The following is a 19,929-nucleotide window of genomic DNA, read 5'->3' on the forward strand; positions in this document are numbered from 1 at the left end:
GGCGCTGCTGTGAAGCCGCCACCCTGTTTGTCGCGGACTTGGCCCAGGCGGCGGACCCGATTGTCATCGAAATTGGGGATTGTCCCGATTCACCTGAGGATCGTGATGGTGGTGAACATGGAAGTTGGCCTGGTGCACCCACCGGCGGGGTTGAACCTGTTTGGGACATCAGCGGTGACTGGATTGACGCTGGGGCAGACCATTCGTGCGGCGTTGCCGTGGCTGATGATTCTGTTGGTGTTCTTGAGCATGGTTACTTATCTGTCATTCATTGCGCTGCCGCATTGGCTGGGGATGTAGAGGCTAACTCACGAAGCCGTCGACGAGGTGCGGGTCGATGGTTTCCCCTTGGAGGTTCTCGAAGCGAATTTCCCGATAACGCGGCGCTGTCAGGTGCCAGGCAATATTTCCGCGCCACTGGTTGTGCAGGGCTTGCGCACAAATCATCATCTGTTGCACCGATTGCTCGTCATAGCCGTAGCTTGCCAGGCATGCAGGCAACCGTTCCTGGGCATCGGTAAACGCGTGGGCCCATTGATCAATGCGTCGTGATACTTCGCGGGCAGCCGCCTCAGGGGAGTAACCCTGGGTGTGCCGCAGATGGGTCAGCAGGTTATAGATGTCATCATCGGGGTCTTCCATGATTCGAAACGACAGTAAATCGTTGACAGCCTTGAAGAGGTTCAGTGCCAGCAAGCACAACTCTTGCCAAGGCTTGCTGTAGTAGAGGGAGGAGGGCAGGTAAATATTCTGTACCCAGTAGATGAATTCTAGACAGAACTGGAAGCCTCCGGCGTCCCGCCAAAGGCTATCGTAGCCTTCGATTCCTGGCTGGGTGTGATGAACTCGATGCATCAACGCTGTCATGCAGGGGGCAATGTAAGAGGCATACCGCTCGCCAGCCCGTTCTTTCCAGAGAGGCGGTGCCAAGCGTGCGGAGCGCCTGATTATATCCTTGAGCCCTGAGGCAAGCAGCCCTGGTTGGGGGGCGTAGCATGTGAACGCACTGCTGTGAACTCCCCGAAGCAATTGTTCCAACGTGTGAGGGTCCTTGCAGTCTTCGTCTGCGAGATCATCTTGGCAACTGAACCACCCCACCACGTCTGACAAAATCAACAACAGGTCCCGCGGCGCGTCTGGCCACATATAACCGGCATATGTGCCAGGGACGTAAATGTCCAATTGGCGGGCTGCGCGCGGTGTGTCTTCCAGGCCGATGCTCTTGAGCCATTGACGCGTGTGATGTTGTGCCTCTTCGGCATAAGGATTTAGCGGGTAATGCGCTTCAGCCAGCCAGCGAGGGAGTTCAAAAGCCCCGCCGACTATCGGCGTCTGAAGGGCCCTCTGAGCTTTAGGGGCCCATCCTTTGATGCCTGCGGCTCCGGCACCTTTCACGATGGTACGCAACCAGGCCGTGAATATTTTTGGCGTGTGTTGCAGCTCATCCTGTAATTGCTCAGGCTCCACCCAGCGCCATGCTTTGGCTTCATCCGGATTGGCAATGGGGTCAGTCGCGCAGCAGCCTACGAACACGTGATCGTATTCATATTCCGTCATGGTTTTCGACACGCGTTCCCGATAAACCAGCGTGGAGTATTGCTCAAGCTCGCAGGTCAGCCCCATTTCTTCATACAAACGGCGCCGCGCTGCGTCTGGCGTCGTCTCGCCCTGGCGTGGGTGCCCGCAACAGGTATTACTCCACAGCCCAGCAGAGTGGTACTTACTGTCCGCTCTTTGTTGCAGTAACAGTCTGGAGTGAGGGTCAAAAATGAATATTGAAAAAGCTCGATGAAGCAGCCCTTCTTCATGCACCTGTTGTTTGCCAGCGAAACCTGTCGGCTGATCATTCACGTCAACCAGAATGAGGACGTCTTCCATAGCCGCTCTCCTGAGCTTTATATGCAGGACGGTAAGGCGGTCCATTTCAAGGGTGTCTGACACGTTCAGGGTGAGAGCATAGATCGAGTGATCAAGGGGTGAACGCTTATTCGTTATACTTATTCGCACTCAGGGCTATATCAAAGAATCAAAGAAAAAGTATTTCTTTTTTTCAGGCATGCGCTACGGTTAAGGCGCTGTCCTCGTAAAGTGGTGTCCATTGCAGTTCCGGTCTTTTACGTCTAGGTAATCCATGTGCCGCACCGCAGGTAAGCGTTAGAGCCTTGCGGGTCGCTCGCAAACTAGAGGCCGCTACGATGATCACTGCCGACGCGCTGACAGAAAGAACTGACTATAAAGTTGCGCACGCTCAATGGCGCGAAGCGTTTGAATACCAAGCGCGCGCGGGTGGCAAGAAAGTGCGCAGCGCGATTGCTGTGGCGCTGTCAGCTGTCTATAAACTTGCGCCCCATCAGACCCATGTTTTGTGCGAAGCCATAGAACTTCTTAACACCTCCACGTTAATACATGACGATGTGCTTGACGGCGATCATATTCGCCGCGGGCTTCCGTCGGTGTGGGCTAAATTCGGCGTTGAAATCGCTCTGAATTCCGGCATGTGTGGGTACCTTGTCGGTCTGCAACTCCTTGCACAGTCTTTCAATGCTGGCGTCCTGCAGGCCGCGCTCACCAGTCTTGAGCACCTGCACGTGGGGCAGCACTTGGATCTACAGTTCAGCAATGGCGATGTCCTGCCGACCTGGGAAGAATATGAATTAATCGCTCAAGCCAATACGGGTTGTCTGTTCGTTTTTCTACTGGACGCGTGTCAATGCCTGACGCCCATCGATGAAGCGACGTATCTGGAACTCTACGTGTTGCTTCTCGAATTGGCTGTTTATTATCGTTATGTCAACGACTACTCGGATGTAAACCACACTGCGCATTACAAAAAAAAGGGCTTTGCTCCCGACCTTGAAGGCGGACCCAAGTCAATTTTAATGATGCTTGCCAATGATCCATTGAGGAAAGGCAAAAAAACCAACGCACAGAAAAAGAAAATAATCAAAGCCTATGGTCGCGCCGGCGTGTTTGATGCCGCCTTGGTGTTAATAGATGCTACTTACGCAACCATTGAACGACGCCTGGAAACCCTCGCGCGTCTACATCCTGAACATGACCTGCGTCCTTTAATGGGGGTGTTGAGTGACATTCGATTTGAGCATGGCCCTGCTGATAATTACTATCAGCAGTGTCTGGCCGGCGGTCGTCCGCTGCAGCGGACGACCTGAGGTCACGGGCGTCAATGCTTCACGGATTCAGCGCGCTGAAGATTGCATGCGCTACTTTCACCCGTTCCGCATTTGGATAGTTCTTGTTCGCCAGGATCACCACGCCCACATCCTTGCTCGGCACATACGCCACGTAGGCGCCAAAACCACGGGTCGAACCGGTTTTGTTGTAGAGGGCGTTGGTTGGTTGCACCTGAGCGGGATTCAGCCAGTTCACCTTGTGTGGCTCCATCGCCATCGATGTAGAGTTGCCATCAATCAACGCTTGTAACTTGATCGGGTAGGGGTAGTACTCCCAGCCGAGCCCTTGGGTCATGCCATTTACGGTGTAGTAGCCGGTATGCGTGGTGGCGATTGCCTGTTGCAACGGTTTCCCCAGCGTTTGCGGGTGCATGTTCACCCTCACATAGTGCGCCAAGTCCTGGGTGCTGGTTTTGATGCCATAGGCTTCGCTGTCCAGCGCCCCAGGGCCGACGCGCACGGGTTTTTGGTCCTTGTCGTAACCTTGGGCATAGAGATTGGCTTTGTCGGGCGGCACGCTGACATAGGTGTTCTTCAGGCCCAGTTGGGGCAGTAGGGTTTTCTCCATGGCCACGTTGAACGGCTCGCCGAGGCTTTGTGCGCTCAGGTAGCCGAACAGGCCAATGCTAGGGTTGGAATAAAGACGCTGCGCACCGGGCGCGTACGCAGGTTTCCACTGCTGAAAATAGCCGAGCATGGTGCCCGCGCTGTCGGCAGCGTCCGGAAACTGCAGCGGCAGGCCGCCTGGCGTGTAGGTAGCCAGTTGTAGCAGGCTGATGCGGTCGAAGGCGCTGCCCTTGAGTGCTGCAAGGTGCTGGCTGGCGTTGTCCGACAGCTTGAGCTTGCCACTGGCCTGGGCGTAACCCCCCAGTGTGGCGGTGAAGGTTTTGCTCACCGAACCGATCTCAAACAACGTGTCTTGGGTGACGGGTTGCTGGGTGTCTTTATTGGCGATGCCGTAATTAAAGTATTGCACCTTGCCTTTGTTTACCACAGCGACCGATAGGCCAGCGATGCCGTGTTGCTGCATCAGGGGTTCAACGCTATTGTCCACGACCTTGCGCAAATCGGTGTTGGCCATGCAGGTGCCGGAGGCGAACAACAAGGCCGAAAATAAGAAGCTTCGTACGTTTAAGTGAGATCTTTCGCACATAGTAATTGGCGTCCATGTAAGTGATAGGCTAACGATCAGTGCCTGCGCAGGCGCCGCAAATTTAGGCGGATTCTTGCCTCTGGGCAAACAATGATATTTCGCACCAGCCATTAGAAAATTTGGGGTCAAACATGCTGCGTTCCCATCTGCCCCTCAATGCCCTGCGCGCATTCGAGGCTTCAGCTCGGCATTTGAGCTTTACCCGCGCAGCTATCGAGTTATGCGTGACTCAGGCGGCGGTCAGCCATCAGGTCAAGAGCCTGGAAGCGCAACTTAATGTCACATTATTCAAGCGTCTTCCTCGAGGCCTGATGCTCACCCGTGAAGGCGAAACCTTACTGCCGGTAGTGCGTGAGTCGTTCGACCGCATCGCCCAGACGCTCAGCCAGTTCGAAGGCGGGCACTACCGCGAAGTGCTCACCGTGGGCGCAGTGGGCACCTTTGCGGTGGGCTGGTTGCTGCCACGCTTGGCGGATTTTCACGCGCGTTACCCCTTTATCGACCTGCGGTTATCCACCCACAACAACCGCGTCGACGTGGCCGCCGAAGGCCTCGACTACGCGATCCGCTTCGGCGCGGGAGCCTGGCACGGCACCGATGCCTGCGAACTGCTGGAAGCGCCCCTCACCGTGCTTTGCGTGCCGCAACTGGCCGAGCAACTGCACACACCTGTCGACCTGTTGAAACACACCTTGCTGCGCTCCTACCGCGCCGATGAGTGGAGCCTGTGGTTCCAGGCCGCTGGCCTGCCCGCCGACACCCTGGTGCCGCGCAGTATCGTGTTTGATTCCTCGTTGGCAATGATGGAAGCGGCCTTGCAAGGAATGGGGTTGGCATTGGCGCCGGCAATGATGTTTTCGCGCCAACTGGAGAATGATGTGATTCGCCAGCCGTTCGACGTCGGCATCACCACCGGCAGCTATTGGTTGACGCGTTTGCAGTCGCGGGCCGAGACGTCGGCGATGTTGGCGTTCAAGGGGTGGTTGCAGGAAATGAAGATGCAAGGCTGAACGTGCTTATTTTTGAAATATAATGAAACATTTGCTCAGGGCCTTCGCTCTACAGCAACACCTGTACTGAGTTATTCCATGAAAATACCACGCCCCTGCGCCCGTATGCCCCACCTGATCCAATTGCGAAACCTCAAGATGGCGCGCTCTGCTCACGCCTACGTACGTGGCAGCACGGTGCAATTCTACGAGTGGCTGCACAGCCAGACGGGTCGACGTTTGCCCCACGGCCCGGCGATCTGGATCTGCGGCGACTGCCACGCCGGTAACTTGGGCCCTACGGGAGACACGAAGGGCCGCATCGATATGCATATCCGTGACCTTGACCAGGCGGTGATCGGTAACCCGACTCACGACCTGGTGCGCTTGGCCTTGTCCCTGGCCACTGCTGCGCGCGGCTCGGACCTGCCTGGAGTAACCACTGCGCGCATGCTTGAAGAAATGATGGGCGGCTACGAACAGGCGTTCAAGGACAAACCCGACGCCGCGCCGCCGCGCCCGTCCCAGGTCAAGGCGAGCATGCGCACCGCGGTGGAGCGCACTTGGAAAAACCTCGCGCGTGAGCGTATCGAGAACGCTCGGCCGACCATCCCGCTGGGCAAGCACTTCTGGTCGTTGTCACGGGCCGAGAAGGTTGCGCTGGAAACCCTCTGTGCCTCGGATGAAGTCCACCAGTTGGTCACCTCGCTCAAGGGGCGGCCCAAGGACGCCAGGGTTGAACTGCTGGACTCGGCCTACTGGGTCAAGGGTTGTAGCTCCCTCGGGCTGCTCCGTTATGCCGTACTGCTCGGCGTGGGTGACAAGGGCGATGAGGAATATTGCCTGATTGATATCAAGGAAGCCGTCGGCGCTGCTGCACCCCGCGCGGCACGGGCGAAGATGCCCAGGGATAATGGTCGTCGAGTGGTGGAGGGCGCGCGTCAGCTCTCTCCGAGCCTGGGTGAGCGCATGATGGCAACGCGTTTTCTGGATCACGGATTCTTCATCCGCGAACTGCTGCCCCAGGACATGAAGTTGGAGCTGGACGAATTGAACGAAACCGACGCCATGCACGCCGCCGGTTACCTGGCGCGGGTCGTGGGCATTGCCCATGCTCGGCAGATGGACCGCGATACGCGCAAGGACTGGATGGCGGTGCTTCAGGAAAACCGCTCCAAGCAACTCGATGCGCCGTCCTGGCTGTGGACCAGTGTGGTGCAACTGGTGGGTAGCCATGAGCAGGGGTACCTCAACCATTGCCGCAGATATGCCCTCGAACATTGACCCAACAATGTGTCGGCGCTGACACGCTAGCGCCTACACGGTGTTGGAATCAAGCAAGGTACTTGCGAAACCATCCCAACGTCCGCTCCCACGCCAGATTCGCCGCCGCCTCGTCATATCGCGGCGTCGAGTCGTTATGAAAACCATGATTGGCGCCTTTGTAGGTATACGCCTCATAGTTCGTGCCTGCAGCCTTCAGCGCCGTCTCATACGCCGGCCAGCCCTCATTGATCCGCGTGTCCAACTCACCGAAATGCAGCATGATCGGCGCCTTGATCCGTGGCACGTCCTTGGCCTCTGGTTGGCGCCCATAAAACGACACGGCCGCGCCCAGTTCCGGATAAGCCACCGCCGCCGCATTGGCCACGCCGCCGCCATAACAGAACCCAGTGATGCCGACTTTGCCGGTGCTGCTGTCGTGGTGCATCAGCCATTCGATGGCGGCGAAAAAATCGTTCATCAGCTTGGTCGGGTCAACCGTCTGTTGCAGCGCCACGCCTTTTTCGTCGTTACCGGGGTAGCCGCCCACCGAAGTCAGGCCATCCGGCGCCAGGGCGATGAAGCCAGCTTTGCCCAGGCGCCGGGCGACGTCTTCGATATAAGGGTTGAGGCCACGGTTTTCATGCACGACCACCACGGCTGGCAACTTGCCCGCGGCGTTGGCCGGGCGCACTAGGTAGCCGCGCACGGTGCCGTTGCCTTTGGGCGAGGGGTAGGTGATGTAGTCGGCAGCGATGTCCGGGTCGGTGAATTTCACTTGTTCGGCCAGTGCGTAGTTGGGGCTGAGGGCTGCGAGCAGGGCCGAGGCGGTAAGGCCACCCAAGGTGAACAGCGCGGCGCGGTCGAGAAATTCGCGGCGGTTGATCTTGCCGTGGGCGTAGCCGTCGTAGAGTTCCAGCAGTTCGGGGGCAAAGTCTTTCGCGGTGAGACGAGTCATCGGTGCGTCCTCGATTAGCGGTGGCAGTCAATGTAGATCAGGATCAGCCCTCACGCCCATGGGCGGCCGCTGCCAATTGGCCGGTATCGACGCGCACGAAAACCGAGTCGCCCATGGCGGTGAGCACGTCGCCGGCGTACACCTCGCAGATCACGCGGGTCTTGCGCCCCACGTCACCCTCGACCCGTGAGCGCAGGGTGAGGGTGACGCCCATGGGCGTTGGCTTGATGAATTTGATGCCCAGGTTGCCGGTCACGCAGTCAATGCGGGGCAGGTTGCCGGGTTCGCGCCCCTCGGCGCGGTAGTGGTAGGCCATGGCGGTCCAGTTGGAATGGCAGTCCACCAACATGGCGATCAGGCCGCCATAGACCAGGTCGGGCCAGCCGCTGTATTTTGCGTCGGGCCTATGCTCGGCGATCAGGTGGATGCCGTCCGCGTCCCAACGGCTCTTGATATGCAGGCCGTGGGGGTTGCTGCCACCGCAGCCATAGCAGATGCCGTCCGGCGCGGTGAGGTCCTGAAGCGAAGGGGAATGCATGGAGCGTCCTTATTATTCTGGGGCGACTACTCTGTTTAGCAGGACAAACGCCTGATGGGAATAAATCCCTGTTAAAGCGTGTTGGCTCGGTGCCTGTGTCTTTTCCTCTGCGGAGCGTTGCATGAAACGTCGAATGCCCTCGGTTGCCATACTGGTCCTGATCCTCGCGTTCTATTCCAGCGCCCAGGCGGTGGAGTACAACGACGTCAACCGCACCGCCAGCCAGATCAGTTTTACCTATAAACAGTTGGGGCAGCGGGTGTACGGCACCTTCAGCGCGTTCGAAGGCTCCTTGACGTTCGATACGCAAAAGCCGGAAGCCGGGCATGCATTGCTCAAGATCCAGCTGGCCAGCATCGACGCCGGCAGCCCGGACGCGAATGACGAGCTGCAACGTGCGTCGTGGTTTGACACCGCGACTTATCCAGTGGGCGTCTACGAATCCACCGGCGTCGCGGTCCTGGGGGATAACCGCTACAAGATCAGCGGCAACCTCACCATCAAGGGCATCACACGCCCAGTGGATGTCGACGTGGTGCTCAAGGAGCAAAGCGGTATCGGCGTGTTCGACGGCGAATTCATCCTCAAACGCGGCGATTTCAAGATTGGCGAGGGCGAGTGGGCCGGCAACAGCGTGGTGTCGAATGACATCAACATCAAGTTCAAGATGGTTGCCCCGCAGCGTTAACGGGCGAACTTCTTCGCGCCCGCCACGCAGCCGATCACCGCGACCGTCACCAGCACCATGCCCAGGCTGACCTGCTCATGCAGCAAGCCCGCCGCCAATGCCAGGCCGAAAAACGGTTGCAGCAATTGCAACTGGCCGACGGCGGCAATGCCACCCTGGGCCAGGCCGCGGTACCAGAACACAAAGCCAATCAACATGCTGAACAACGCCACATAGCCCAGGCTCAGCCAGGCGGGCAGGCTGATGCCGCGCACGCTTGGCGGTGCCAGGAGTAGGCTCAAGGGCAGCACCACCGGCATCGCCACCACCAACGCCCAGCAGATCACCTGCCAGCCGCCCAGGCTGCGCGACAACGTGGCGCCCTCGGCATAACCCAGGCCGCAGACCAGCACCGCCAGCAGCATCAGCAAATCGCCGGCGGGTGCGGCGTTCAAACCCTGGGCAACGGCATAACCCATCACCAGCACGCTGCCCAGGATCGAGAACAACCAGAACACCGGACGCGGGCGCTCGCCACCGCGCAGTACGCCAAACACCGCGGTCGCGAGGGGGAGCAGGCCGATAAACACGATGGAGTGGGCCGAGGTCACGTACTGCAGCGCCAGTGCGGTCAACAAGGGAAAGCCGATCACCACGCCAAGAGCAACAAGAGCGAGTGGCGCCCATTGGGCGCGCGCGGGGCGTTTTGCCTTGAACCACCACAGCAGGCACAGCCCCAGGCTGGCGGCGATGGCGGCACGGATCATGGTGAGGAACACCGGGTCGAACTCCATCACGGCCAGCCGTGTGGCGGGTAAGGAGCCGCTGAAAATCACCACGCCAATAAAGCCATTGACCCAGCCTTGGGTACGGGTATCCAGGGTGCTGAAGGGGGATGTAAGTTCCATGAGGAGGCGCCCGAATAATGAGGGGGTTGCGTTCAAGCCATCCTAGGGGTGAGCATTAAGACAATCAAAAAATTGTCATGGATACATCCCTATGCCGCGCGCCCGCTATAAAACGTTGGTCGACACGTTTGCCGAGGGCATCCGTTCGGGGAAAATGCCGCCGGGTACGCGTCTGCCGACACACCGGCAACTGGCTGCCGATCATGGCCTGGCGCTGGTGACCGCAAGCCGGGTTTATACCGAACTGGAGGCCATGGGGCTGGTCAGCGGTGAAACCGGACGCGGCACCTTTGTGCGCGAGATCTCGCTGCCGCCAGGGCAGGGCAGTGGGCAGATGACGGTTGCGGCGGGCATGCTCGACCTCAATTTCAACTATCCCTCACTGCCAGGCCAGGCGGACCTGCTGCGCACGGCGTTGCGCCAGTTGGCGCTGTCCGGCGACCTCGAGGCCCTGTTGCGTTACCAGCCTCACGCGGGGCGTTTGCATGAGCGGGCTGCCGTCGCACGGCATTTACTGAGCCGAGGCCTGACGGTAGAGGCCGGCCAGGTGTTGCTGGTCAGCGGCGCCCAGCATGGCTTGGCGGTGACGATGATGGCGTTGCTCAAGCCGGGCGATGTGATCGCGGTCGATGCGTTGACCTATTCCGGGTTCAAGGTGCTGGCCGAGACCCTGCATTTGGAAGTTGTCGCGATCCCGGTTACGCCCACCGGCACGGACCTGAACGCCTTGCAAAACCTGTGTCGCAAACGCCCGGTGCGCGCCGTGTACAGCATGCCAACGCTGCACAATCCCCTTGGCTGGGTGATGGACAGGGACCAGCGCGAGCAATTGGTCTCCATCGCCCGGCAGCACAATCTGATGATCATTGAGGACGCGGCCTACGCGTTCCTGGTCGAAAACGCACCGCCACCCGTGGTCACCCTGGCGCCGGAACGCACGGTGTATGTGGGCGGGCTCTCAAAAAGTGTCGCGACCGGTTTGCGCGTGGGGTTTGTCGCGGTGCCAAGTGACTGGGTTAAGGCACTCGAGCGCACCATCATGGCCACCACCTGGAACGTGCCCGGTGTTATGAGCGCCATTGCCGTGGCGTGGATCGAAGATGGCACGGTGGCGCAACTGGAAGCGCAAAAGCGCCAGGACGCCCAGGCGCGGCAAGCCTTGGCGGCGCAGGTGTTGAAAGGGCTGGCCTACACCAGCCATCCTTCGTCGTATTTCTTGTGGTTACCCCTGCCGGAGGACGCGCGCGCCGACCAGATCGCCATGGCCTTGCAGTGCGACAATATCTCGGTATCCACCGCCGAGCCGTTTGCCGTCACGGCTTATGTGCCCCACGCGCTGCGCCTGGCGCTGGGTTCGGTGGACATGTCGGCGCTGCGCGAGGCATTGCTGACAGTACGCAAGGTGGTGGAGTGGTGAGCCGGCGCACGCGGCTCACCGCTGGTCATCAGTACTTGTAAGCCTGGCGCCCTATCAGCAGCCACTTGCCTTTCTGCTTCTGCCAGACCTGGAAGTTGTCGATATCGGTCGGCACATCAACGCCACTGTTCACGGCCTGCGCGTGGAAGTGGTTGCGCACCAGGGCGGTGTCGCCTTGCAGGGTGACGGTCTGGTTCTGCATTTCCAGGGTCTTGAAGGCGCTGGTGTGGGTTTCCAGGTCGGCGATGAATTGCGCTTTGTTCTGCACCTTGCCGCTGGAGTGGCCGTAGGTGAGTTTGTCGGACGTCAGCGCGTCAAGTTGCTTGAGGTCCAGGTGCAGCATGGCTTGGGTCAGTTGGTCGACCGCTTGGGCCACCTCCTTTTCAGCAGGAGCGGGCGCTGCGGCGACGAAGCCGGTAAACAGGCACAGAAAACCGATCAGTACGTTGACTTTTTGCATGGGTGTTTCCTTATTGTTGTTGGGGTGGCGGACAACACGTTAGCGCTTGTGTCGTCGTACAACATTGCTATATCCACGCTTATTTTGGAAAGTACATTTTCGATTATTTACATATCTTCAGGTTTACCTGTGTTTTGAAATTTCATTGTTCTTGTACGATGTCCCATCACTGGTTAAGAATGGTGTCCCGTCTAACAATAAAATAACGGAGACACACGATGGATCTTCCCCCTTTGCCTGCTCGGACCGACCACAGTCGCCGCGTCTTCCTCAAGCGTTCCTTGGCGGTTTCCGCATCGGTCGCGGTGCTGGGCAACCTGCCTCACCTGGCAGAAGCCGCCGAGCCGTTGAGCCAGCGTTATCCAGACCCACTGATCAAAGTGCTCGATGACAGTTTCCTGGCGTTGCGCCTGTTCAACGCCAGTGTCGAACGGCTGGCTACCGGTTTGCGCTGGGCCGAGGGGCCGGTGTGGGTCGGCGATGGCCGCTACCTGCTGGTCAGCGATATTCCCAACAACCGTATCGTGCGCTGGGACGAAGTGACCGACACCCTGTCGGTGTACCGCGAAAACGCCAATTTCTCCAACGGCATGTGCCGCGATCGCCAGGGCCGCCTGTTGGTGTGCGAAGGTTCGACGACCACCCGCGAGGGCCGGCGAATCACCCGTACCGAACACAACGGCAGCATCACCGTGCTGGCGGACAGCTTTGACGGCAAGCCTTTCAATTCGCCCAATGACATCGTGTGCAAGCGGGATGGGTCGGTGTGGTTCAGTGACCCGCCGTTCCAGACCGGCAACAACTACGAAGGGCACAAGATCACGCCCACCCAACCCCATGGCGTCTATCGCATCGACGGGGAAAGCGGCACGGTCACGCGGGTGATTGACGACCTGAACGGGCCCAATGGCCTGTGTTTTTCACCTGATGAAAAAGTCTTGTACGTGGTGGAAGGTCGGGCCAAACCCAACCGGTTGATCTGGGCCATCGACGTCAGGGACGACGGCACGCTCGGCGCCCGTCGCAAGCACATCGAAGGTTTTGATTACGCAGCGCTGGACGGCATCAAGTGCGACGAGAGCGGCAACCTGTGGTGCGGTTGGGGCGGCAATGGTGACCCCAAGGCTGACCTGGAAAAACTCGATGGCGTGCGCGTGTTCAATCCACAAGGCAAGGCCATCGGGCATATCTCGTTACCCGAACGCTGCCCCAACCTGTGTTTTGGCGGCCGCGAAGGCAACCGCCTGTTCATGGCCGGCAGCCATTCGATCTATGCGCTGTTCGTGAATACGCGAGACGCGGGTTTCGGCGGGTAACTCAAAAAAACCACGCTGAACGCCGGTTGACCGGCGTTCAGCGTGGCCTTTTGACGCTATGCTGTAGGCTCCTGAGGCATCAGAGCGTCAAGCAAATGGACTTCAATTGGCACAGCGATCCCATCACTCGCAGCACCCCCGTGACCTCACGCTATAAAAACACTCAAAACGTACGCCGCTTCATGCTCGAGCACTGCGGTCCGGGGTTCAAGTTCGACCGTCCCTTCATGGCCTGGATTCGCAACGGCCAGCCCAAGACCCTGGGCGACGTGGTGGATGAGTGGCAACGCCGAACCGAGGGTTCACGCCCCTGACACCTGATGAAAAATACCAGGCCGCCCCGCAACGCCTTGGCTATCAGCTGGACGAATTCAAAATCGGCGGCAACTACACGCCGTTGGTTCGCGACGGCAACCACCTGTACATCAGTGGTCAGATCCCCCGCGTCGGCGATGTGATCGTGCTGCCGGGCAAGGTTGGAGCAAGCCTGACCGCGGCGCCAGACTTGTCGCCGCTTATCCTCTGGTCCAAGGGGCATTGCGCGTCAGGCCTTACGGTCGGATCGTCGTCATTTACACTCGCGTCAACGGCGGTGTGCTCGGCGGAATCTGGCGTTTGCTGCCCGTCGCTTCATACGCGTAAGCAAACCGCAGCAGCGCCGAATCATCATAGGCGCGCCCGGCGAATGTCAGCCCTATCGGCATGCCGATATCCGCCATTACGCCCATCGGCACGGTAACGGTCGGCACGCCCAAGTGGCGGATGGCGAGGTTGCCGTTGGCCACCCAGACGCCGTTGCTCCAGGCGATATCGGCCGAGGCTTCGTTCACGTCGGCATCCGCCGGGCCCACGTCGGCCACGGTGGGGAACAGCACCGCGTCGAGGCCGAGCTTGTCCATCCAGGCTTCCAGGTCGATTCTCCGGGTTTGCTCCAATCCGCGCAGGCCATCGGGGACGGTGCTGATCTGGTCCCACGGGGTGATGCCGCGCTCGGCCATGCGCACGTATTCGTCCATGCCGGCGGCCAAGTCGTCCTCACGGTTGGGCAGGGTGCCCGGGTCGTGGGGGAAGATCTTTGGCCCGTCCACATCCGCCAGGCGGTTGAGCGCCGGGTCGTTGTTGGCGCGCAGGAAGTCGTCAAACGCCCAGGCTGACAGTTCCCACAGTTCATCGTGGAGGAATTCCTTGGACACCAGCCCCCGGGTGAACACGGTAGGTGCGCCAGGGCGGTCGCCTTCGCAGTTGGACACCAGCGGGAAATCCACATCAATCACTTCCGCGCCGGCCGCTGTCAGCACCTGGCGTGCGTCTTGCCACAGGTCGATCACGCTGGCGCGGGTGTTGATTTTCTGCCCGGTCGGGCCACCGATTCCGGGTTTTTCGCTGGTGCCTGCGTCGGGGTCGGCGTTGATGTACATGCGCGGCACGCCAAAGCGTTTGCCCGCCAGGGACTCGGCAGGCGCCGCCAATTCAGCGTAGGAAGCAGGGCGCACCGAGGTGACGCTCGGGATCGGCACCCACGGCTGCAGGCGCCACAGGTCGCCACGGGTGTCCGGGTCTTCGGCGACCACCACGTCGAGCACTTCCAGCAGGTCGGCCATGGTGCGGGCGTAGGGCACCACCACGTCCATGGTCGGCGTGAGCGGCCAGTTGCCGCGCACCGAAATCACCCCGCGGGATGGGGTGTAGGCGCACAGGCCATTGTTGGACGCCGGGCCGCGCCCGCTCGACCAGGTTTCTTCTGCCAGGCCAAAGGCCGCAAAACTCGCCGCCGTCGCGGTGCCAGCGCCGTTGGACGAGCCGGAGGCGAACGGCGCGGTCAGGTAATCGGCGTTATACGGGCTTTCTGCGCGGCCATACACGCCACGTTGCATCCCGCCATTGGCCATCGGCGGCATATTGGTCTTGCCCAGGCAGATGGCACCGCCGGCGCGCAGGCGCTCGATGGTGAACGCATCACGCTGCGCGACCAGCTTGGCAAATGCCGGGCTGCCGGATGCCGCAGTCAGGCCCTTGACCAGGTAGCTGTCTTTGGCCGTGTAAGGAATGCCGTCCAAGGGCCCCAAGGTTTCGCCTTTGGCCCGGCGTGCATCGCACGCTTCGGCTTCTTTCAGCGCTTGGGGGTTGCGCACCACCACGGCGTTCAAGGCGGTGGCGGTCTGCGGACCGTCATAGGCATCGATTCGCGCCAGGTACGCCTGGACCAGTTCAACGGCCGTGGTCTGGCCGGACTCAAGCGCCGCGCGCAATTGGGCAATGGAGACTTCGGTAACTTGCATCACGTGTTTTTCGCCGCCTTCAAGTGGGGGTATGGCGGCAGTCTACGTACAGATATTTCACAAGACCAGCGCCGCATAATCCGCATAGGCGCCGCGCATCACCTGCCACGTGGCGTCGTCAGCGGGAATCAGGTGTTCGATACGCAGGGAGGTGAGGATGATGTCCTGGGGCATGCCGAAGGTAGTGAAGGTGGACAAAAAGCTCAGCTCGCCCTGGGTTGAGCGCAGGCGGGTCAGCACCAGCGGTGGCAGGTGCGCGGGCAGTTCAGCGTTCGTCGGGGTTGGCAGGCTCGCCAGCAGCGCGGCCAGGTCCGGGTTGCCCAGCGCCTCGCGAGTGGCACGCTGCCAGGCCAGGGTGCGGATCTCATCGGCATTGAGCAGATGATCGCCGAGGCCGCCGGCTTGGAGGAGCGTGGTCAGCAGGTTCAAACCTTCAGCCGCCTCGGACGGGATACCCACCAATGCAAACAGCACGCCGGTACTGGCATTCGCCGCGAGCACTTGCCACTGGCTGTCCAACAGGATCGCAGGCGCTGGGTTGTTGGCGTGCAATACATGGCTGACCGCTTCGCGAATCGCGGCCATGGCGGGCGAGGCGAGCGGTGTGGCGGTGTAGCGCGGAGCGAATCCGGCCGCGAGGAAGACTCGGTTGCACTGGTCCAACGGTGCCTCCAGCGCCGTCAGCAGGTTATGCAAGGTGGCTGGGCTCGGCTTGGCTCGGCCTGTTTCGAGGCAACTGAGGTGGCGCTGGGAAATACCGGTGATGAGCGCCAGGTCGAGTTGGCTCAGCTTGGCCTGTCGGCGCAATTGGCGCAGTTGTTCGCCCGCAGTAGAAGGGGTGTCCATGGCGTGGTCATGACCTCCGAGGTCATTGCGAAGGGCTGAACCTTATCACTAACTTAAGCCTTCATCATTCCAAGGAAGCGACCATGAGACGACCCTATATTGCCCTGGCGGGCTTGCTGGGATTTTCGCTGTACACCCTGGCGACGATGCTGACGGCGGAGCAGTCGCTGCTGGCATTTGGGCTGCAACTGATGTCGCGGCCGGACACGGCGCAGGTGGTGATAGACCTGTACTTGATGGCGGTGCTGGCGTGCGCATGGATGTACCGGGATGCGCGCCGGCGAGGGCGGTCGGTAGCTTCGGTGGTGCCGTACTGGGTGCTGACGGCGGTGCTTGTGTCGGTGGGGCCGTTGCTCTATCTCGTGATGAATGGGTACCGAGATGAATGAGCTCTCTTAAGGCAAACCTTTACCTCCACACGAAGCGGGTTGAATGTGGGAGCTGTCGAGCTTTAGCGAGGCTGCGATGCAGGCGCCGCGGTTCATCAGGTACACCGAGGTGATCCCTTCGCAGCCTCGCTAAAGCTCGACAGCTCCCACATTTGATCTACGGTTACATCAAGGCGCAAGCAACGGCACCGTTACCCGAAACTCCGTACCCCACTGCGATGTTGACGTGACCTCGATCGAACCCTCATGGGCCGCCACGATCTCAGACGCGATGAAAAGCCCCAGTCCAAGGCCTACCGCAGGGCCATGTTCAATCACCGAGCGCTGCGAAAAACGTCCCATGGGATTGAAAATGAACGGCAGCACATCCTCCGGAATCGGCTCGCCTTGATTGTGAACGGTGAACAGCAGGCGGCCATCTGAAACCGCGAGTCGTATCGTGATCGGCAGGCAAGCATCGCCGTGCTGCACGGCGTTACTGATGATATTGGAGAACACCTGCTGCATGCGCGCGCCGTCGAACGCACCAAGTGCGGGCGCTGTTGTTTCATATTCGAGTTGCGCGTGTGGGTGAAACGAGCGCATTTCTTCGACGATGCGTTCGCAAAAGGGGGCCAGGTCAATGTCCATGCGTTTCACGGGGATGCCGGGGCCCATCTGGCAACGGGTCAAATCCAGCAGGTCGCTGACAATTTGGCTCGCCCGTTGAACACTGGTGTAAATCTGCCCGGCGACTTTGTTGCCGCGCTCCCCGACCTCTTCCGCACGCCGGAGCATGTCGGCGCCTAGCAGAATGGCGCCCAAGGGCGTGCGCAAGTCATGGCCGAGGATACCCAGGAACACATTGCGCGAGGCTTCCACCGCCCGCGAGTAACTGGCAATGGACTCCGTGAGGGCTTGATCGATGGCTTCATGAAAGCGGTTCATGTCATCGATATCCCGTGGCGTACCGTGTTTGGCCTGCCGGAGCCACTGGCTGAGCACGCTGGTGCGCAGCGCGCGGTATTCAGACACCATCTGATCAAACGAAAAACCCGCCATCAAGCGCGTCATGGCATGGGTTTCGGCCGGGCTTTCGTGTTCATCCTGCGGTGCGAGGCCCTGGGCCTTGTCGATTTGCTCCTGCGCGGTCTGTGCGCTGCGCAGATCCTGCGCAATGGCCCGCAGCATCTGTTCGGCATGATCACGCAGGTCTATACGGTTGAGATCGGCCCCGGGGGTCTGAATGGTCCGGGCAAAGTCCTCCCAGGCCTGAAGGATCGGCTCGAGGTTCTCAATAATGAAATCTGCCAGGCGCATACGAGTGTTCCTTGGTGGGGCGGCAAGCGTGAACGCACAGGAAGCCGCCAAACAAGGATTTAAACATGGATTGGTCTGCTCAGCATGCGCAGGCGTTCGTGCCTGCGCATGCCGTAGACGTCAAACGCCTTTGGTTGACGGCAACACTATCGTCAGGATGCCGACCAACGGGAGGAACGAGCAGATTTTGTAGACGTATTCGATACCGTGGCTATCGGCCAGCAACCCCAGCAACGCTGCACCAATCCCGCTGAAGCCGAACATCAGGCCGAAGAATATCCCGGCGATCATGCCCACATTGCCCGGCACCAGTTCCTGGGCAAACACCACGATGGCCGAGAACGCCGAGGCGAGCACAAAACCGATCACCACGCTCAGCACCGCCGTCCAGTACAGGTCAACGTAGGGCAGCGCCAGGGTGAATGGCGCGGCGCCGAGGATGGAGAACCAGATGACCTTCTTGCGGCCGATCTTGTCGCCAATCGGGCCGCCCGCGAAGGTGCCGACGGCAACCGCACCGAGGAACAGGAACAAGTACATCTGCGAGCTGGCGACGGACAGCTGGAATTTTTCAATCAGGTAAAAGGTGAAGTAGCTGGTCAGGCTGGTCATGTAGAAGTACTTGGAAAACACCAGCGCAGCCAGCACCACCAAGGCAAAGGTCACACGGCCTTTGGACAAGCCATGGGTGGCTTGGCCGCCTTGCTTGAGCTTGAACAGGTTGAGGTGGTTACGGTACCAGCGGCTCAAACCGTAGAGCACCAGGATCGCGAACACCGCGAACAGCCCAAACCAGGCGATATGGCCCTGGCCGTAGGGAATGATGATTGCCGCCGCGAGCAATGGACCCAGGGCGCTGCCGGTGTTGCCGCCGACCTGGAACGTCGACTGCGCCAGGCCGTAGCGCCCGCCAGAGGCCAGGCGTGCGACGCGCGAGGTTTCCGGGTGGAAGGTCGACGAGCCGACACCGACCAAGCCGGCGGCGATCAGGATGGCCGGGAAGCTGCCGACAAACGCCAGCATCAGGATGCCCATCAGGGTGCACACCATGCCCGCTGGCAGGAGCCACGGTTTAGGGTGGCGGTCGGTGTGGTAGCCGATCCACGGCTGCAGCAACGAGGCGGTCAGCTGGAAGGTCAGGGTGATCAGGCCCACCTGGGTAAACGACAGGCCGTAGTTGGCCTTGAGCATCGGGTAGATCGACGGCAGCACGGCCTGGATCAGGTCATTGATTAAATGCGCCAGGGCGCAGGCGCCAAGGACGCGCATGACCAACGGGCTGGCCTGGGGCGCAGTGGTTGCAGCGGCGGGTGACGCAGTGAGGGTCGACATGCAGGCATTCCATTCAAGGCGGCGAACACAGGTGGCAACTTCTTAAGGTCGCCATCCAATACAAAATGATTCGGGAGCTATGCTAGATTCGCCGCAAATGCCTGTCTCGCGAAATTCGGGAGGCAACTATCGCAAAAAGGGCGAAATGATCAAGTCACTGGATGTTTTTCTACAGGAGATCGACGAGGGCGATTGGGCTGTCATCAGTTCGGCCACCGATTATCCGGAGAACTGGGTGATCCCCGACCACAGCCATGAGAAGCATCAACTGCTATACGCCACCGAAGGCGTGATGGTGGTGCACTCGGCGCAGAACCAGTGGACGGTGCCGCCCAATCGCGGCTTCTGGATGCCCAGTGGGCACGTCCACTCCTTGCGTTGTGTAGGCCCGTTGAAGATGCGCAGCGTCTTTGTCCGTCCCGACAGCTTTCCCAACTTGCCCACCGATACCAAGGCCGTGAGTATTTCGCCCCTGCTGAGTGAGCTGATCAAGGCGTCGGTGAGCTTGAAACCACCGTATGCCGAGGACTCCCGGGATGCGCGCATCATGCACCTGATTCTGGACGAGCTGGCGTTGTTACCGGCGTTGCCGCTGTTGCTGCCGCTGCCTGCCGACCCGCGCGTACACCGGATCTGCCTGGCGTTGCAGGATGAACCGGGCGACGCCTCGACGGTCGCGGACTGGAGCGAGCGCTTGAACCTTGACCAGAAAACCATCCAGCGCCTGTTCCGCAAGGAAACCGGCATGACGTTCGGCCAGTGGCGCCAACAAGCAAGGCTGCTGCTGGCGCTGGAGCGCATTGCGGTGGGCGAAAAGGTGATCGATATCGCCTTGGAGCTGGGGTATGAAAGCCCGAGCGCGTTCACCAGCATGTTCAAGAAGCAGTTCGGCAAGACGCCCAGCCATTTTTTCAGGTAGCGCCC

General features: G+C 60.1%; 19 protein-coding genes and 1 pseudogene. 10 read left to right on the forward strand and 10 right to left on the reverse strand.

All coding sequences use genetic code 11. The annotated features are described in order from the left end of the window. Nucleotides 1-60 precede the first annotated feature (60 nt). Nucleotides 61-300, forward strand: a pseudogene (locus AACY36_RS07370) (TRAP transporter large permease subunit); the annotation flags it as partial. Nucleotides 301-303: 3 nt separating this feature from the next. Here the strand turns inward: AACY36_RS07370 and idi are convergent. Beyond that, on the reverse strand, nt 304-1,878 hold the full coding sequence (idi, locus tag AACY36_RS07375; RefSeq protein WP_339427579.1) for an isopentenyl-diphosphate Delta-isomerase: 1,575 nt from the start codon (nt 1,876-1,878) through the stop codon (nt 304-306). Nucleotides 1,879-2,195: 317 nt separating this feature from the next. Between idi and AACY36_RS07380 the strand changes: the two genes are divergently transcribed. Next, a complete protein-coding gene (locus tag AACY36_RS07380; protein WP_339427578.1) occupies nt 2,196-3,170 on the forward strand; it encodes a polyprenyl synthetase family protein in 975 nt (324 codons plus the stop codon). 19 nt (nt 3,171-3,189) lie between these two features. On the opposite strand, the gene ampC is transcribed toward AACY36_RS07380, so the two are convergent. Then, entirely contained in the window at nt 3,190-4,344 is a 1,155-nt protein-coding gene (ampC, locus tag AACY36_RS07385) for a class C beta-lactamase (RefSeq protein ID WP_339415956.1), read from the reverse strand. A 131-nt stretch (nt 4,345-4,475) separates the two neighbouring features. Here ampC and AACY36_RS07390 point away from each other — a divergent pair, with 131 nt between their 5' ends. After that, on the forward strand, nt 4,476-5,354 hold the full coding sequence (locus AACY36_RS07390; RefSeq protein ID WP_339415957.1) for a LysR family transcriptional regulator: 879 nt from the start codon (nt 4,476-4,478) through the stop codon (nt 5,352-5,354). Between the two features lie 78 nt (nt 5,355-5,432). After that, nucleotides 5,433-6,617, forward strand: a complete 1,185-nt coding sequence (locus AACY36_RS07395) for a DUF2252 domain-containing protein (protein ID WP_339415959.1) — start codon at nt 5,433-5,435, stop codon at nt 6,615-6,617. Nucleotides 6,618-6,666: 49 nt separating this feature from the next. On the opposite strand, the gene yghX is transcribed toward AACY36_RS07395, so the two are convergent. Together yghX and AACY36_RS07405 are read right to left on the reverse strand one after the other, a co-directional pair. Next, nucleotides 6,667-7,554, reverse strand: coding sequence for a YghX family hydrolase (gene yghX / locus AACY36_RS07400; RefSeq protein ID WP_339415960.1), 888 nt, complete (start codon nt 7,552-7,554; stop codon nt 6,667-6,669). Nucleotides 7,555-7,597: 43 nt separating this feature from the next. Beyond that, a complete protein-coding gene (locus AACY36_RS07405) occupies nt 7,598-8,092 on the reverse strand; it encodes a PaaI family thioesterase (protein ID WP_339415962.1) in 495 nt (164 codons plus the stop codon). 121 nt (nt 8,093-8,213) lie between these two features. On the opposite strand from AACY36_RS07405, the gene AACY36_RS07410 reads away from it, so the two are divergent. Next, nucleotides 8,214-8,780, forward strand: a complete 567-nt coding sequence (locus tag AACY36_RS07410) for a YceI family protein (RefSeq protein WP_339415963.1) — start codon at nt 8,214-8,216, stop codon at nt 8,778-8,780. Here the strand turns inward: AACY36_RS07410 and AACY36_RS07415 are convergent. After that, nucleotides 8,777-9,667, reverse strand: coding sequence for a DMT family transporter (locus AACY36_RS07415; protein WP_339427576.1), 891 nt, complete (start codon nt 9,665-9,667; stop codon nt 8,777-8,779). The two genes, AACY36_RS07410 and AACY36_RS07415, sit on opposite strands and share 4 nt — an antisense overlap. A 91-nt stretch (nt 9,668-9,758) precedes the next feature. Here AACY36_RS07415 and AACY36_RS07420 point away from each other — a divergent pair, with 91 nt between their 5' ends. Beyond that, the gene (locus AACY36_RS07420; RefSeq protein WP_339415965.1) at nt 9,759-11,084 is read left to right on the forward strand and encodes an aminotransferase-like domain-containing protein; all 1,326 of its coding nucleotides are present in this window, start codon (nt 9,759-9,761) and stop codon (nt 11,082-11,084) included. A gap of 28 nt (nt 11,085-11,112) precedes the next feature. On the opposite strand, the gene AACY36_RS07425 is transcribed toward AACY36_RS07420, so the two are convergent. After that, nucleotides 11,113-11,544, reverse strand: a complete 432-nt coding sequence (locus tag AACY36_RS07425; RefSeq protein WP_339415967.1) for a nuclear transport factor 2 family protein — start codon at nt 11,542-11,544, stop codon at nt 11,113-11,115. Nucleotides 11,545-11,762: 218 nt separating this feature from the next. Between AACY36_RS07425 and AACY36_RS07430 the strand changes: the two genes are divergently transcribed. Then, entirely contained in the window at nt 11,763-12,860 is a 1,098-nt protein-coding gene (locus tag AACY36_RS07430) for an SMP-30/gluconolactonase/LRE family protein (protein WP_339415969.1), read from the forward strand. A 95-nt stretch (nt 12,861-12,955) separates the two neighbouring features. Continuing rightward, on the forward strand, nt 12,956-13,174 hold the full coding sequence (locus AACY36_RS07435; RefSeq protein ID WP_339415970.1) for a DUF6434 domain-containing protein: 219 nt from the start codon (nt 12,956-12,958) through the stop codon (nt 13,172-13,174). A gap of 258 nt (nt 13,175-13,432) precedes the next feature. Here the strand turns inward: AACY36_RS07435 and AACY36_RS07440 are convergent, their stop codons facing one another. Together AACY36_RS07440 and AACY36_RS07445 are read right to left on the reverse strand one after the other, a co-directional pair. After that, nucleotides 13,433-15,142 carry an amidase gene (locus tag AACY36_RS07440; RefSeq protein ID WP_339415972.1) on the reverse strand — a complete coding sequence of 570 codons (1,710 nt, stop codon included), beginning with the start codon at nt 15,140-15,142 and terminating at the stop codon, nt 13,433-13,435. A gap of 54 nt (nt 15,143-15,196) precedes the next feature. Further along, a complete protein-coding gene (locus AACY36_RS07445) occupies nt 15,197-15,985 on the reverse strand; it encodes a helix-turn-helix domain-containing protein (protein ID WP_339496852.1) in 789 nt (262 codons plus the stop codon). 83 nt (nt 15,986-16,068) lie between these two features. Here AACY36_RS07445 and AACY36_RS07450 point away from each other — a divergent pair, with 83 nt between their 5' ends. Beyond that, the gene (locus AACY36_RS07450; RefSeq protein WP_339415976.1) at nt 16,069-16,374 is read left to right on the forward strand and encodes a DUF2834 domain-containing protein; all 306 of its coding nucleotides are present in this window, start codon (nt 16,069-16,071) and stop codon (nt 16,372-16,374) included. 168 nt (nt 16,375-16,542) lie between these two features. On the opposite strand, the gene AACY36_RS07455 is transcribed toward AACY36_RS07450, so the two are convergent. Together AACY36_RS07455 and AACY36_RS07460 are read right to left on the reverse strand one after the other, a co-directional pair. Continuing rightward, complete coding sequence (locus tag AACY36_RS07455; protein WP_339427573.1) at nt 16,543-17,673, reverse strand: sensor histidine kinase; 1,131 nt, start codon at nt 17,671-17,673, stop codon at nt 16,543-16,545. Nucleotides 17,674-17,793: 120 nt separating this feature from the next. Continuing rightward, complete coding sequence (locus tag AACY36_RS07460; RefSeq protein WP_339427572.1) at nt 17,794-19,005, reverse strand: MFS transporter; 1,212 nt, start codon at nt 19,003-19,005, stop codon at nt 17,794-17,796. Between the two features lie 97 nt (nt 19,006-19,102). Between AACY36_RS07460 and AACY36_RS07465 the strand changes: the two genes are divergently transcribed. After that, nucleotides 19,103-19,924 (forward strand): AraC family transcriptional regulator, encoded by an 822-nt coding sequence (locus tag AACY36_RS07465; RefSeq protein ID WP_339415979.1) that lies wholly within the window; start codon nt 19,103-19,105, stop codon nt 19,922-19,924. Nucleotides 19,925-19,929 lie beyond the last annotated feature (5 nt).

This window comes from Pseudomonas sp. EA_15y_Pfl1_P101, from assembly GCF_963970835.1.
Taxonomy (GTDB): Bacteria; Pseudomonadota; Gammaproteobacteria; order Pseudomonadales; family Pseudomonadaceae; genus Aquipseudomonas; species Aquipseudomonas tritici.